Annotated in this window: 10 protein-coding genes, 1 other RNA gene and 1 other annotated feature; of the genes, 3 read left to right on the forward strand and 8 right to left on the reverse strand. The window is 38.7% G+C overall.

Annotated elements, in window-relative coordinates; genetic code table 11:
* Window positions 1-241: 241 nt before the first annotated feature.
* Both BKP57_RS01430 and cymR read right to left on the reverse strand, forming a co-directional pair.
* The gene (locus tag BKP57_RS01430) at window positions 242-1,387 is read right to left on the reverse strand and encodes a cysteine desulfurase family protein (protein ID WP_050353164.1); all 1,146 of its coding nucleotides are present in this window, start codon (window positions 1,385-1,387) and stop codon (window positions 242-244) included.
* Between the two features lie 22 nt (window positions 1,388-1,409).
* Window positions 1,410-1,829 (reverse strand): cysteine metabolism transcriptional regulator CymR, encoded by a 420-nt coding sequence (gene cymR / locus BKP57_RS01435; protein ID WP_050353165.1) that lies wholly within the window; start codon window positions 1,827-1,829, stop codon window positions 1,410-1,412.
* A 155-nt stretch (window positions 1,830-1,984) separates the two neighbouring features.
* Here cymR and BKP57_RS01440 point away from each other — a divergent pair, with 155 nt between their 5' ends.
* Together BKP57_RS01440 and BKP57_RS01445 are read left to right on the forward strand one after the other, a co-directional pair.
* Window positions 1,985-3,262, forward strand: coding sequence for a replication-associated recombination protein A (locus tag BKP57_RS01440; protein WP_050353166.1), 1,278 nt, complete (start codon window positions 1,985-1,987; stop codon window positions 3,260-3,262).
* A 323-nt stretch (window positions 3,263-3,585) separates the two neighbouring features.
* A complete protein-coding gene (locus BKP57_RS01445) occupies window positions 3,586-4,254 on the forward strand; it encodes an RsfA family transcriptional regulator (RefSeq protein WP_050353167.1) in 669 nt (222 codons plus the stop codon).
* A gap of 71 nt (window positions 4,255-4,325) precedes the next feature.
* Here the strand turns inward: BKP57_RS01445 and ssrS are convergent.
* From ssrS to BKP57_RS22400, 4 genes are all read right to left on the reverse strand, one after another.
* Window positions 4,326-4,510, reverse strand: a non-coding RNA gene (ssrS, locus tag BKP57_RS01450) — 6S RNA.
* A gap of 813 nt (window positions 4,511-5,323) precedes the next feature.
* Complete coding sequence (gene aspS / locus BKP57_RS01455; RefSeq protein ID WP_050353168.1) at window positions 5,324-7,117, reverse strand: aspartate--tRNA ligase; 1,794 nt, start codon at window positions 7,115-7,117, stop codon at window positions 5,324-5,326.
* The gene (gene hisS / locus BKP57_RS01460; RefSeq protein WP_072740898.1) at window positions 7,110-8,399 is read right to left on the reverse strand and encodes a histidine--tRNA ligase; all 1,290 of its coding nucleotides are present in this window, start codon (window positions 8,397-8,399) and stop codon (window positions 7,110-7,112) included. The genes aspS and hisS overlap by 8 nt, the downstream gene beginning before the upstream one ends.
* A gap of 556 nt (window positions 8,400-8,955) precedes the next feature.
* Window positions 8,956-9,175, reverse strand: a binding site (T-box leader).
* A 226-nt stretch (window positions 9,176-9,401) separates the two neighbouring features.
* The gene (locus BKP57_RS22400; protein WP_169770806.1) at window positions 9,402-9,578 is read right to left on the reverse strand and encodes a hypothetical protein; all 177 of its coding nucleotides are present in this window, start codon (window positions 9,576-9,578) and stop codon (window positions 9,402-9,404) included.
* Between the two features lie 177 nt (window positions 9,579-9,755).
* Here BKP57_RS22400 and BKP57_RS01465 point away from each other — a divergent pair, with 177 nt between their 5' ends.
* Window positions 9,756-10,784 (forward strand): N-acetylmuramoyl-L-alanine amidase family protein, encoded by a 1,029-nt coding sequence (locus BKP57_RS01465; protein WP_198035016.1) that lies wholly within the window; start codon window positions 9,756-9,758, stop codon window positions 10,782-10,784.
* A gap of 30 nt (window positions 10,785-10,814) precedes the next feature.
* Here BKP57_RS01465 and dtd read toward each other — a convergent pair whose 3' ends face one another.
* Together dtd and BKP57_RS01475 are read right to left on the reverse strand one after the other, a co-directional pair.
* On the reverse strand, window positions 10,815-11,261 hold the full coding sequence (gene dtd / locus BKP57_RS01470) for a D-aminoacyl-tRNA deacylase (protein WP_050353171.1): 447 nt from the start codon (window positions 11,259-11,261) through the stop codon (window positions 10,815-10,817).
* A 51-nt stretch (window positions 11,262-11,312) separates the two neighbouring features.
* Window positions 11,313-13,514, reverse strand: coding sequence for a RelA/SpoT family protein (locus BKP57_RS01475; protein WP_050353172.1), 2,202 nt, complete (start codon window positions 13,512-13,514; stop codon window positions 11,313-11,315).
* Window positions 13,515-13,936: the final 422 nt, after the last annotated feature.

Below are 13,936 nucleotides of genomic sequence, written 5' to 3' on the forward strand. Positions count from 1 at the left end.
ATACTTAAAGCTTTTCACTAGCATAACCTTTTCCCTATTGCAACACCTTTATACCAAACATCATGTCCTGCATTCCTTTATTCTAAATTGGAAAATGACAGCAACTTACAGGTGGGATAAAGGTGAAACCTCTCAGTCAACAGGTGTCTTCTTTTTCGGATGACTGGTAGTCGAACCAATGGGCATTTAGTTGCCGTTCTTCTTTTTAGTTTCGGCGCATTCCTTAAAAGACTACGGCAGTTTACAGGCGAGACAAACGCTTCACGCTTTTAGCTACACGTTGAGCAGCAGTGTTTATATTTTCGGCAGTATTAGCCAGTCCAAAGCTAAACCGGATTGAGTTTGTCGTACATTCATGTCCTTTTCCAAACATAGCAGTAAGTACATGAGAAGGTTCTACAGATCCTGCAGTACAGGCACTCCCACTAGAAGCTGCGATTCCATCCAAATCTAAATTCGTTAATAATGCCTCCACATTTGTTTTAGGAAAACTAATATTCACGATGGAAGCAATCGTAGACTGTTGGTCTCCATTGATTTGAAAATCAATTTCTTGCTCACGCAAACGGGCAATAAATTGTTGCTTGAAACCTTCGTATGTCTTGATCCGTTGCTCTCTTTCATCTATCGCTAATGTTACTGCCTTTTCAAATCCTGCAATCCGTGCTACATCTTCTGTCCCTGCGCGGCGTTTTCTTTCTTGTTCTCCACCATATTGCAACGATTGAAGCTTCACATTTTCATTAGCATAAAGAAAGCCAATACCCTTTGGTCCGTTAATTTTATGCGCAGATACAGTCAACATATCCACGCCTAATTCACGAACATCGATATCTATTAAACCAAAAGCCTGAACGGCATCAGTATGGAAATAAGCTTGATGATTCTCTAGTTCTGCAGCAATCTCTTTAATCGGTTGTACCACTCCAGTTTCATTATTTACATACATAACAGAAACTAAAATTGTTTCATTGGTTAGCGCATTGCTTACGTCCTCGACAGCTATTTTTCCATCTTCTTTTACTTGCAGGTATGTCACATGAAAGCCTTCTTTTTCCAATTGTTCAGCTGTGTGTAATACCGCATGATGCTCTTGGGAAGACACAATAATATGCTTTCCTTTATCCTGATTGGCTCTTGCTACCCCAATCAAAGCTAAATTATCCGCTTCTGTCCCGCCACTTGTAAAGATCATTTCCTTTTCCCCTGCACCAATACTTTTGGCAATATTTAACCTGGCAGTGTCCACCAACTTTCTCGCTTTTCTACCAAAGGCATGTACGCTGGATGGATTACCAAACACTTCGCCTTCTATTTCACACATGTGCTTTAATACCTCCGGATGAACAGGAGTAGTTGCTGCATGATCTAAATAGATATGTTCCACAAATATCTTTCCTTCCTACCTTTTAAATATAAAACATATAAGCATCCTGTGGTTCATCGTCATTATGCTCAGCTAAATCTTTTAACGTAGTTGTATCCAACACGTCTTTTACAGCATCACGAATTCTTAGCCATAAAGCTTGCTTAGCCGGTTCTTCATCTTCTATTCCTTCTACAGGTGTAATCGGACCTTCCAATACACGAATAATATCACCTGCTTTTATATCCATTGGCTCCTTTGCCAATACATAGCCACCATATGCACCGCGAATACTCCGAATTAAGCCCGCATTTCTCAAAGGGGAAGCTAACTGCTCTAAATAATGCTCCGATAATTGATTTTCTTTGGCAATTTGTTTAAGGGAAGTTGGTCCTTTGCCATGACATTTCGCTAGATGTATCATAAGAGTAAGACCATATCTTCCTTTCGTTGAAATTTTCATATCAAACACCTCAATTTAATTAACGTTCCATACATACTCATACATGATATTATAGCATGGAACACAAATGACTTGCATACGATTCACTTCTATAATGCATGTCGATCAACATGTAACGCTAAATAAGCATCATTATAATATAAAGGACGGTATAAATGAAACAAAAACCACTTGCGTTTCAAATGAGACCAGAGCATATTGACGATATTATTGGACAAGAACATTTAGTTGGCGAAGGAAAGATCATTCGTCGCATGGTAGCTGCTGAAAGGCTTGCATCCATGATATTATTCGGACCTCCAGGAACTGGTAAAACATCTATGGCTTTGGCCTTAGCCAAAAGTTTAGGCAAGCAAGTAAAAACATTAAATGCAGTCACCGATAAGAAAAAAGATATGGAGATTGTTGTAGAAGAGGCCAAAATGACAGGGCAAATAGTTCTTATTTTGGATGAGGTACATCGTTTGGATAAAGCGAAGCAAGACTTTTTACTTCCACATTTGGAAAATAATCTAATTATCTTGATCGGCTGTACAACTAGTAACCCTTATCATTCCATTAACCCAGCAATTCGCAGTAGATGTCATTTATTTGAATTGCATAAACTAACAAGTGACCATGTTAAGGAAGCCATTAAACGGGCGATGACAGATGAAGCAAAAGGATATGGTAAGAAATCCATTCAACTTTCTGATGAAGCATTGGACCATTTTGCAATAAGCGCTAATGGAGATCTGCGAGCTGCATTAAATGGCTTTGAATTAGCTGTTTCATCCACACCTGAAAATGAGGAAAACCATATTTCTATCACTTTGACTATAGCAGAAGAATGTATGCAAAAAAAGAGCTTTTCCCATGATAAAAATGGTGACGCACATTATGATGTGCTTTCTGCATTTCAAAAATCTATTCGCGGCAGTGATGTTGATGCTTCGCTTCACTATTTAGCCAGATTAGTGGAAGCTGGAGATCTCGACAGTATTGCCCGGAGAATGATTGTAACTGCTTATGAGGATATTGGTCTAGCCAACCCTCAAGCCGGCCCCCGAGCATTAGCAGCAGTACAGGCTGCAGAGCGTCTAGGCTTTCCTGAAGCAAGAATCCCGTTGGCTGTTGCGATTATAGAGTTGTGCCTATCTCCTAAATCGAATACTGCCTATAAAGCGTTAGACAAAGCTTTACACGATGTGAGAAGTGGAAAAGGCGGAGAAGTTCCAGCCCATATTAAAGACGCGCATTATGCTGGTGCAAAATTATTAGGCAGAGGCACTCAGTATCAATATCCACATGATTACGATCACGGCTGGGTAAAGCAGCAATATTTGCCGGATGCAATTAAACATAAACAATACTATGAACCTAAGGCTACTGGAAAATTTGAACAAGCTATGAAACAAGTTTATGAGAAAATCAGGAAAGATAAACAGAATTAACGTATAAGTTGCAACTTCTTTGGTAACAATAAGATTTAACGAGATAACGTGATACTTCTTTCAGTAGGAATTTTTCAGCTTATACTGAATGTTAGTTGAACGAATCAGGTATTTAGGTGCGGTTATCTCCCTCTTAGACTTCTTTGTATCCTTCATTGAATTAATGAAACGGGGGGCTTATAAGCACCTTAATGCCAGATAAATTAAATCTATTAATGTTGTTCAAAAGTAGGAAAATGTACAGCTTCACTTTGAAGCAAACATGTCTTTTACACTACCTATCTTGAACAATAAGTTGTTACGTAAAAAGGAGTGGAACAAAAATGGCAAAGGTTAGACAAGATGCATGGTCGCATGAAGATGATTTATTATTGGCAGAAACCGTATTACGCCACATAAGAGAAGGAAGTACACAATTAAATGCTTTCGAAGAGGTTGGAGATAAATTAAATCGCACTTCTGCCGCTTGTGGCTTTCGATGGAATGCAGAAATACGTAATAAGTACGTGAATGCTATTGATCTTGCAAAACGTCAACGAAAAGAAAAGAAACGAGCTATGGCAAAAGCAGGAAAGGTTGAGCATAAGCCAACCATTGTAGCTTCTACGAGACAAAAGCAAGAACCAGAGCACAATCAAACGTTTACTGACATTCCAATGAATTCCGCATCTGATTTAACAATGGATAAGGTAATTCAATTTTTAAGAGGGTTAGAAAAAAAGTCATTGGATTCAAATCAATCAAAAGCCTCTCTTGAACAGGTACAAAAAGAAAAAGAAGCATTACAAAAACAAGTAGATACATTGAACCGAGAGTTACAGCAAACAAAAACTCAGTTAACAACCATGCAGGAAGATTATCAAGCTTTTATCCAAATTATGGATAGAGCCAGAAAAATGACTGTACTAGAAGATCAAGGCACGTTGACTGCCCCAGCCTTCCGAATGGACAAAAACGGTAATTTGCAGCAGTTGGCGCAAGGATCAAACTAAGATATTCTTATAGAACTTAAAAAACCTACATTGCTAAAGGAATCGTCCTTTTAAGCAATGTAGGTTTTTTTAGCAGTCCCGATCGTGCCGTCCAGTATAAAGCTTTGATCCCGCTCATGGCAGGTGGGTGCTCTGTTCTATATTTATTGTGCTTCCTCATGGTTAAGGCCCGCACGCAACATAGAAACAAACGAGCTCCCAATTATAAAGGTGTTCGGTCAAAACACTTTGGTACGGACGAACACATCAGGATTCTACTGTTTGTAAATTTATTTTAACATGTCATTTCTAAAAAAATCAATCCTTAACCTTTCCCTAAATTTACGGAAGCTACTTTCACCTTGTGATTTTCTTGTTTTAATGCCGATTCGATTAGAAAAACTTGGCTTGTCGCCAAGTCTTCTGGCGGAAGCCTTTGTTTTTCTTATACTATAAACCAAAAAAATCTTATACTCTCCTATAGTGGAACAAAGGCGCGGGGCGCCGTTTAGCAACGTAGTGAATGGAACGAATCAACTAAAGATAAAGAAATCATGCCACTAAAAACAGGGGTATGCCGACGTCTGGGCGGCAAGCCCGTTCTTAGTCGGCCTTCCTCTTTGCGACGAACCGATGAGGCCTTATCGTAGGGCGCATTTCTAAAGTCGCATCGTTGCTGGGCTCATGCGCGGGACGTGGCTAGTCGGTTATTTCGTTATCTCCAAGCACCTAACTTTATACTTTTGTATGAAAAAAAGCTATTTACCATTATATAAGTTATTTATTTTAGGTAGTATTTCAAGGATCTAAACATTATAAAGCAAAATTTTTCTAATAGATGGTGGTTTCTTATCTTATGAAAAAATGGTTACTCTTTTGGTTTTTGACTATAGTATCGTTTATAAAGCTGTTAGGACTTATCGTATTGTTTACTATCCGGATACTACTTTTCTCATTTTTCATGAAACATACCAGCCTTAACTTCATACACACTTTATATCATTCTGTTTATGAACATGTAGGCCCATTACATCAAGAAGCATCTGCATCCTTTATCTTACTTTGCCATGCGCTAACGAGTTTCGAAAATCTATTTATCTGCAGCTTTGTCTTCCTTATGAGAAATTAGTTGGATGGATAATTCATCTAATTGTGTCTTGTCTACTTCACTTGGTGCATTCGTTAATAGATCAGAAGCAGAAGCTGTTTTCGGGAATAAAATCGTATCTCTTAGATTCGTTCTTCCGGCTAAAAGCATAACGATTCGATCCAATCCTAAGGCTACACCTCCATGTGGCGGTGCCCCATATTCTAAAGCTTCTAACAAGAAACCAAATTGTTCTCTTGCGTCAGTTTCAGAAAATCCTAACACCTTAAACATTTCCTGTTGTAGCTCCGTTTGATGAATACGAATAGACCCTCCACCTAATTCATATCCATTTAATACTAAATCATATGCATTTGCTTTGACATTTTCCGGCTCTGTATCAAGCTTTTCTCTATCCGCTGCTACAGGCGAAGTAAATGGGTGGTGTGCTGCAAAGTACCTGCCTTGCTCCTCGTCATATTCCAGTAATGGCCAGTCTGTCACCCAGAGAAAATGAAATGCAGATTGGTCAATTAAACCTAATTCTTTCCCAAGTTTTAAGCGTAACGCACCTAAACTATCATAAACAATATTCGTTTTGTCAGCTACGAATAATAACAAGTCTCCATCTTCAGCTTGTGCTGCTTCCAATAATGCTGTTTTTTCTTCTTCGGAAATAAATTTGGCAATTGGTCCTTTTAATTCAGCACCTTCTACTTTGAACCATGCTAGACCTTTGGCTCCATATACTTTTACAAATTCTGTTAGCTTGTCAATATCTTTCCGAGAAAACGCCGTTGCCTGTTGCTTCACATTTAGTAATGCCACTAATCCTCCAGACTCAATAGTGCTTTGAAACACTTTAAAATTGGAATTTTTCACGATATCAGCTACATGAATAAGTTCCATACCAAAACGAGTATCAGGTTTATCAGAACCATAACGTGCCATTGCTTCTTCATAAGGCATTCTCTTTAGCGGCAGTGAGATGTCAATCCCTTTCACTTCTTTCATGACATACTGCATCATTTGTTCCGTTAATTGCATAATTTCATCGCTTGTTAAGAACGATGTCTCAATATCAATTTGTGTAAATTCAGGCTGGCGATCCGCTCGTAAATCTTCATCACGAAAACAACGGGCAATCTGATAATACTTTTCGAATCCCCCCATCATAATCAGCTGTTTGAATAGTTGAGGAGACTGTGGCAAAGCATAAAACTCACCCTTATGAACACGGCTTGGAACCAGATAGTCCCTTGCTCCTTCCGGGGTACTTTTCGTTAATATAGGGGTTTCCATCTCTAAAAAATGCTGCTCATTTAAAAAGTGCCGAACCGCCTGTGTGATTTGATGACGTAACTTAAACGTATCCTGTAATGGCTGACGTCGCAAATCAAGATAACGATACGTTAATCGTAAATCTTCGGAAGTTTCTGCTTTATCTTGAATAGCAAACGGCGGTGTTTTTGCTTTATTTAAAACGGTAATTGCTGAAACAATTACTTCAATTTCACCTGTTTTCATATTAGGGTTAATCGTAGATGCATCACGTTTTACAACGGTTCCTTCTACTTCAACCACATACTCACTACGAACCGTTTCTGCTATTTCTAACGCTGTCTGCGAATGATCCGGGTTAAAAACGATTTGAACCGTACCAGATGCATCACGTAAATCGATAAATATTAATCCTCCTAAATCGCGTCGCTTTTGTACCCAACCTTTCAAAAGTACAGACTCGTTTACATTCGTTTCGCTTAATGTGCCTGCCATGATGCGTTGATGCTTACTCATGTCCCTTTCCTCCTAAACACTTTTCCTTCATAAAGCCAATCAATTTATCTTTAGCTATCGTTTCTTGGTTTCCAGTGCTCATTTCTTTTACTGTAACGGTTTGATCTTTGAGCTCATTCTCGCCGATAATTAATACATATTTCGCCAGATAACGGTCGGCTGCTTTCAATTGCCCTTTCATTTTTTTACCTAAATAATCCTTATCTGCCTGTACACCATATTTGCGCAGAATGGAAACGAGCTGTACTGCCTCTTTTTGCGCTTGGTTATCAACTGCTACTACATAAGCCTCAAGAGAACGATCCACAGGAATCACTTGATTCTCCGCATCTAACGCCATCAGTAGCCTTTCAAGCCCCATCCCAAAGCCGATGCCTGGTGTGCTTGGTCCGCCTAATTGTTCGGCAAGGCCATTGTACCTGCCGCCTCCAGCTAAAGTAGTAATTGCACCAAAACCATCTGCTTCACTCATAATTTCAAACGCAGTATGATTATAATAATCGAGACCACGGACTAAATTTTTATCTACTTCATATGCAATGCCCATCACATCTAAATATTCTTTTACTTGTTCAAAATAATCTCTGGAGGAATCATTTAAATAATCCAGAATAGATGGAGCTGTTCGCATTGCTGGATGTTCCCGATCCTGCTTACAATCAAGAACGCGTAACGGGTTGTTTTCTAAACGCATTTGACAATCGGAGCAGAGTTCGTGCTTATGTGGAGAAAAATGTGCAATAAGTGCTTGCCTGTGATTTTCTCTGCTTTCCTTGTCTCCAAGTGAGTTAATAACTAATTTTAACGATGTTAAGCCCATTTCCCGGTAACAGCTCATTGCTAAATCAATTACTTCGGCATCGACAGCTGGATCAGCACTGCCTAGCACTTCAACTCCAAATTGGTTCAACTGTCGCATTCTTCCTTTTTGTGGACGTTCATATCGAAACATTTCGGCAAAGTAATACAGTTTCGTAGGCTGGTTCGCTTGCCCGTACATTTTATGTTCTACATAGGCTCGAACTACTGGAGCTGTTCCCTCAGGACGCAACGTAATACTTCTTCCCCCACGATCCTCAAACGTGTACATTTCTTTTTGAACAATATCTGTCGTATCTCCTACTCCTCGTTGAAATACTTCTGTATGTTCAAATAAAGGCGTCCGTATTTCTTCATAATGAAATCTGCGGCATACCTGCTTAATTGTTTCCTCTACCCACTGCCACTTCCTGGAATCCCCAGGTAATACGTCTGCTGTCCCTCGTGGCGCTTTATAACTCATCTTAATAACCTCCTAATGGTAAAAATTCATTGTTTTGCAAAATTCACTTGATTACTTGGAATTGTTTTCATATTGTCTTTTACAAGTATACATTTTATTTAAGCTGCGAAACTCATTTGGCATCTAGTGTTACTTGAACGAAAAACCGATATTTTAAAGCGAATCTTCATCCAATCGGAAGTTTCTCCCATCTACTGCTAAATAAAAGCAGAACCAGGCGGCAAGCCCGTTTTTAGTCGGCATTCCTCTTAGCGACGAACCGATGATGCCTTATCGTAGGGCGCATTTCTAAAGGCGCATCGTTGCTGGGGGATGGAGCCAGACGTACCTAGTCGGTTATTTCGTTATCCCCGAACACCTCATTTTATACTTTTGTATGAAAAAGAACTCTATTTAGCACTCTCTAACTCATATATTTTAGACAGTATTTTAAGAATCTAAACATTATAAAGCAAAAGTTTTTCATGATAGATGGTGGCTCGCGCTCTAGGCGAGCCATGCTGGTTTCTTAACTTAATAAATAAAAAACCCTCGTCCCCCTATTATTTTTCAATAAATAAGGGACGAGAGTTTTACCCGCGTTGCCACCCTAGTTGATGTTATGTACATCCGCTTCATGCAGTTAACGCCTGCGATACGTTTATACCTACTAGAAATTCGATATAAAACCTCTGGAACGTCTTTCATTGGGCCGACCATGCAAAATGCTTCCAGCCAACGGCATTTTTTCTCTGGACAGTTCGGTTGCCAATTACTTTTTCCTTCATAGGTCTCTCGATTATATACAATTACAATAAGGAAGAGGGTTTTCTTCCCTAGATTCAAAAATAAAGACAGCTTACGAAATAGGGCGTTTTGGTATGTCATTTCCCACTTTGACTTTTTGTAATATGGATTTCGCCAATCTTGAAGTGGGAGTCTTACAGCGCCTTATATGCGGATAAATTCGATATTAGCAATACTTATGAATGTATATTATATTAATCGTTCCTAGTTATTCTGTCAAGCGCGATTTATCTTCTTCTTTAATATATTTACTTCTCTTAGCGATAGTCCTAGCTGCTCTGCCATTTCCATATGATTTGCTTCCGCTTCTACTAATTCTAAGAATTGATGTAGATTCACTCCAAACACTTCTTTATATTGATGAGCATTCCATTGCTTTTCAGATGTACGCATATGAAGTATAACCTCCTCTTTCGATTAGCTTTGCCAACCCAGTTAATTTTTATTATACTTAAAAGTAAGGTTGAACAATCATACAGAAATCACAGTTTATTTTTGCACTCGAATTCTTACCAGAACAATTGTTTAGCACAAAAAAATGGTAACGTTATCACATTTGGAGGTATCTTTTTGAATAAACGAATAGCATCCGCTTTCATCTCATTAATGATCATTAGCTTGCACTGGGACATGCCTGTCGCTGCTGAACAGCAAGGAACCGTAACTGAAAATAACGTAACGGTACGCCGCGGACCGGGAACGGATTTTCAGAAGATTGCTCAAACCAACGAAGGAGATACATATACCGTGACCCAACAGCAATCGGAATGGGTGGAAATCCAATTAGATAACGGTGCAGGATGGATTCACACCAACTATATAAATATAGATGAGGTAGCGATTACGCCAACAAAGATCACTATTCCAAATCCAAACACCCAAATTCGCAGTGGACCTTCTACGGATGACCCTATTTCTCATTTTGCTGATAAGGGAAGTACATTTAACGTTATTTCTTCAGGTGGGGATTGGTATGAAATTAAAAATGAAGCAATCCATGGATATATTTACAAGTCACTTACTAAAGCCATTCCTAATTCAAGTAAAAGTAACTTTACCAACAAATCGATTGTTATCGACGCTGGACATGGTGGAAGGGATGTTGGAGCGATAGGCGCAACTGAAACTTTGGAAAAAGACGTGACCTTTTTAACCGCTCAAGAATTAAAAAAAGAACTGACCATGCTTGGTGCAGATGTCCGATTAACAAGACCAAGAGATGATTTCATACCTCTAAATAGCAGGATTAGTTATAGTAACAATTTCAAGACAGACGTATTTATTAGTTTACACTATAACAGCGTACCGGGCTTACCAAATGTTACAGGAATTGAGTCTTATTACTTTCAAGATAACAACCAAGATTTAGCCTCCTTGATTCAAAAGGGATTAATTAATGCAACGCAATCGGACGACCGTGGGACATCATTTGGTGATTATTTAGTTCTTCGGCAAAATATGAAATCAGCGATTTTAATAGAATTAGGGTTTATTTCAAATCAAGCTGAAGAATCACGTCTTCAAACGACGATGTATCAAAAACAGCTCGTATCTGGAATTATACAAGGATTAGGGGCTTATTTTGCGAATTATAAATAAACAGGAACAACCATTTGAGGTTTGTTCCTGTCACCCCTCTTTACTATCCATGACCAACGTCACAGGACCGGAATTCGTTAATTGCACATCCATCATCGCACCAAATGCTCCTGTTTCTATATGGACACCTTCTTGAGCAATGAAACGATTAAACTGAAGATACAATTCATTTGCTTGTTCAGGTTTTGCTGCCTTCATAAAATTCGGTCTGCGCCCTTTTTTCGTATCACCATACAGCGTGAATTGAGAAATGGATAGAATACTTCCGTTCACATCTTTTAACGACAAATTCAGCTTTTGTTGTTCATCTTCAAAAACACGTAAATGTACGATTTTTTTCGCTAAATAGGCGGCGTCTTCCCACGTATCTTCATGAGTCACTCCTAATAGAACAACGAAGCCATGTTCAATCTGCCCAATTATCGAATCATGAACGGAAACACTTGCTGCATTTGCGCGTTGAACGACTGCTCTCATGATACTCCCCTTTTCTATAATTTCGCTTGCCTTTTCGAGGCATGACCATCATTACTGCAACGTACGTTTTACTGCATAAACATCCGGGATTTGCTTTATTCGTTCGACAATTTTACGAAGATGTCCTGTATTATGGATTAGGATCGTAATTTGAATAATTGCCATTTTATTTCGATCCGACCGTCCATTAACGTACGTGATATTCGTCTTTGTTTCATTTACTGCCTGTAGTACTTCGTTCACTAGTCCTCTGCGATCAAAACCAGAAATTTCTAAATCAACATGGTATTGTTTCTGTTCAGTACGATTATTTTCCCACTCAACATGCAAAAAGCGTTGTTTCGCTTCCTCCGTCTGTACATTGGGACAGTCAGATCGATGAACAGACACACCTCTGCCTTTTGTAATATAGCCAACAATTTGATCACCAGGTACCGGGTTACAGCATTTCGACAATCGAACCAGCAGATTATCGATCCCCTCTACTTTCACACCCGAATCACGTTTATTAACTTTCTTTTGCTTTACATCTGTTTTTACTTCTTCAATAGTTTGTTCAAGAGCTTGTTGTTTTTCGCGAGATTGTCTTAATTTTTCTGTTAATTTTGTGGCAATGGCAGCAGCCGTAATTCCTTGATAACCAACAGCTGCATACATATCATCTGCGCTAGAAAAATTATACTTCTCGTACACACGCTGCAAATCTTCTTGTGTTAAGACATCTTTTGGCTCTATATTAAGGCTCCGAATTTCACGATCAACTGCTTCTTTCCCCTTTAATACATTTTCTTCACGACGTTGTTTTTTGAAAAATTGCTTTATTTTACTTTTCGCCTGTGAAGTCTGGGTTATTTTAAGCCAATCTTGCGAAGGTCCATAAGAATGTTTTGACGTCATTACTTCAACGATATCGCCGTTTTTCAACTTATAATCAAGTGGTTCCATCTTACCGTTCACTTTAGCTCCAATCGTTTTATTCCCGATTTCCGTATGAATCTTATAAGCAAAATCTAACGGCACAGAACCAGCAGGAAGTTCAATGACATCTCCTTTTGGAGTAAATACATATACCATGTCAGAGAATAAATCAACCTTTAAGGATTCCATAAATTCTTCTGCATCATGTGTATCGTTTTGCCACTCCAAAATCTCCCGAAACCATGTCAATTTTTCTTCAAAGGATTGCTTATCCATATTTACTTGCTTACCTTCTTTGTAAGCCCAATGAGCAGCAATTCCATATTCAGCGATTTCATGCATTTCTCTTGTACGAATTTGCACTTCTAAAGGATCCCCTTTGGGACCAATCACTGTCGTGTGCAAAGATTGATAAAGGTTTGGCTTTGGCATCGCAATATAATCTTTAAACCTTCCAGGCATTGGTTTCCAACATGTATGAATAATACCCAGAACAGCATAGCAATCCTTAATACTATTGACCAAAATCCGGACAGCAAGTAAATCATAGATTTCATTAAATTGCTTATTTTGTTTGACCATTTTACGATAAATGCTGTATAAATGCTTTGGTCTACCAGATAATTCTGCTTCAATATTCATTTCTCTTAATTGTTTGGAAACTTGTTCCATTACTTCCCTAATATATGATTCGCGCTGCTCTCTTTTTTGCTTCATCAATTGAACGATTCGATAATATTGCTGTGGGTTTAAATAGCGCAATGCCGTATCCTCTAATTCCCATTTAATTGTCGAAATCCCTAATCGATGAGCAAGCGGGGAAAAGATTTCTAACGTTTCATTTGCTATTCGCCGCTGTTTTTCCGGAGGTAAATGCTTCAACGTACGCATATTATGCAAGCGATCAGCTAATTTAATTAAAATCACACGAATATCCTTTGCCATTGCAACAAACATTTTTCGATGATTTTCTGCTTGCTGCGCCTCTTTCGATTTATACTTTATCTTCCCTAATTTAGTAACCCCATCAACTAGCATAGCAACTTCATGATTAAACGCTTCCTCAACATCTTCTACAGACACATTCGTATCTTCAACCACATCATGTAGAAATCCTCCTGCAATCGTTTCAGCATCCATCCCTAGTTCTGTTAGTATTCCAGCCACCTGTACAGGATGAATAATATACGGCTCGCCAGATTTTCTAAACTGTTCGGCATGAGCCTCTTCGGCAAATTCGTATGCTTGGCGAATAAAAGCAGTATCCTCTTCCGACAGATACTGACCTGCCTTATTTAAAATATCATCTATTGTCATAATATCGGTTTTTGCCATTAAAAATCACCTTTATTCGCTATATCGAGTCTAATTATTACTTTAAATAGTTACATTATATGCTTTTAACCTGCATGTGTCCATTGTTAGAATCAGCCAAATTAGGATAACTTAGAGAAAATTCAAGTTTGAACAAACTTATAAGTCTAATCACTCCATAGAATTAATACATTTTTTATGATTAAGAAGTACGAAGAGCGTAAGCACACGTTTAGCAATGACAACCGGGCTCCATTCAAATTCCCCCCGTATATAAGGTGCTGTAAGACTCCAACTTCAGGAGTTGGATAATCTTGTACTGCAACAAGTCTAAGTGGGAGATAACAGCACCTAAATGCCCTATTTCGTAAGCGGCCTTTAGGTCATACAATTACGACGGCACTAACAAACAGTGGAGGATGAATGCCCCCACTGATTGAAGA

The sequence above is a fragment of the Virgibacillus sp. 6R genome, from assembly GCF_001895305.1.
Lineage (GTDB): Bacteria > Bacillota > Bacilli > Bacillales > Amphibacillaceae > Virgibacillus > Virgibacillus pantothenticus.

Bases quoted from the DNA above. Each gene is read 5' to 3' on its own strand.
- cymR (WP_050353165.1), bottom strand. From the start codon at position 1,829: ATGAAAATTTCAACGAAAGGAAGATATGGTCTTACTCTTATGATACAT.
- BKP57_RS01440 (WP_050353166.1), top strand. From the start codon at position 1,985: ATGAAACAAAAACCACTTGCGTTTCAAATGAGACCAGAGCATATTGAC.
- BKP57_RS01445 (WP_050353167.1), top strand. From the start codon at position 3,586: ATGGCAAAGGTTAGACAAGATGCATGGTCGCATGAAGATGATTTATTA.
- aspS (WP_050353168.1), bottom strand. From the start codon at position 7,117: ATGAGTAAGCATCAACGCATCATGGCAGGCACATTAAGCGAAACGAAT.
- hisS (WP_072740898.1), bottom strand. From the start codon at position 8,399: ATGAGTTATAAAGCGCCACGAGGGACAGCAGACGTATTACCTGGGGAT.
- BKP57_RS22400 (WP_169770806.1), bottom strand. From the start codon at position 9,578: ATGCGTACATCTGAAAAGCAATGGAATGCTCATCAATATAAAGAAGTG.
- dtd (WP_050353171.1), bottom strand. From the start codon at position 11,261: ATGAGAGCAGTCGTTCAACGCGCAAATGCAGCAAGTGTTTCCGTTCAT.
- BKP57_RS01475 (WP_050353172.1), bottom strand. From the start codon at position 13,514: ATGGCAAAAACCGATATTATGACAATAGATGATATTTTAAATAAGGCA.